The organism is Brucella sp. GW823-FHT04E01 (assembly GCF_058796175.1).
Map to the genome: position 1 here is coordinate 1 of NZ_JBXAIK010000009.1, position 1235 is coordinate 1235.

Sequence of the window (1235 nt, forward strand, 5' to 3'; positions counted from 1 at the left end):
TGACGTGCTCCCAATAAATTAGGCCATTCAGAACTGGAATTTTCCACTTATGATCCCTTATCTGGGAGAAGGAGAGTTCCATGAAGGCATCGAAGTTTTCAGAAGCGCAGATTGCATTCGTTTTGAAGCAGGCAGAGGATGGCACGCCGATTGGTGAGGTTTGTCGGAAGGCAGGTATTTCAGACGCCACGTTTTATAACTGGCGCAAGAAATTTGCGGGTCTGATGCCATCCGAGATGAAGCGGTTACGGCAGCTCGAGGAGGAGAATGCCAAGCTGAAGCGGATCGTTGCTGATCTGTCTCTGGACAAGGCCATGCTTCAGGATGTTTTGGCAAAAAAGCTCTGAAGCCTGCACGCAGGCGAGCGCTTGTCGACACTATTAAGTCGGATTGGAAAGTCTCGGTACGACGCGCCTGTTCGGTGCTCAAGATTGACCGGTCACTTTATGTCTACAAGTCAAAGCGCGGCGAGCAGGCTGAACTGAAGCTCAGGATCAAGGACATCTGTCAGACACGGGTTCGTTATGGGTATCGGCGCGTGCATGTGCTTCTCAAGCGTGACGGCTGGCCCGTTAATCCGAAGCGAATCTATCGTCTTTACAAGGAGATGGGACTTCAGCTGCGGAACAAGGTTCCCAAACGACGCGTGAAGGCGAAGCTTCGCGCTGATCGCACAGATGCGACCCATTCCAACCATGTTTGGGCAATGGATTTTGTCCATGATCAATTGGCGACAGGACGGAAGATCCGTATCCTGACGGTGGTTGATACATTCTCACGCTTCTCGCCAGCAGTTGATGCCCGCTTCAGTTATCGTGGTGAGGATGTGGTGCAGACCCTGGAACGGATATGTCGTCAGGTCGGTTATCCTGCGGTTATTCGTGTGGATAATGGCAGCGAATTTATCTCTCGTGACCTGGATCTATGGGCTTACCATAAGGGGGTGGTGCTCGACTTCTCCCGGCCCGGCAAGCCGACAGATAACAGCTACATCGAGAGCTTCAATGGCAAGTTCAGAGCCGAGTGCCTGAACGCCCATTGGTTCATGAGTCTTGACGACGCCCGCATTAAGATGGAGGATTGGCGTAGAGACTATAACGAATTCCGGCCACATAGCGCCATTGGCAATAAGGTGCCGATTTCGCTTATGAATGGCTCAACGGCATCCCCGCCGCTTTGAGCCTTAAACCCGGAAAATTCCAGCTCTCCGTGGCCCAAAATCGGGGTGCACCTCA

General features: G+C 52.4%; 1 protein-coding gene. It reads left to right on the top strand.

Translation table 11 applies throughout. From position 1 onward, the window contains the following. Positions 1-80 precede the first annotated feature (80 nt). Positions 81-1180, top strand: a protein-coding gene (locus AC1RHM_RS22755; protein WP_105529493.1) for an IS3 family transposase whose coding sequence is annotated in 2 segments (ribosomal slippage) — positions 81-333 and positions 333-1180 — 1101 coding nt in all. Because the reading frame shifts where the segments join, the coding sequence is not laid out codon by codon here. The last annotated feature ends 55 nt before the right edge of the window (positions 1181-1235 follow it).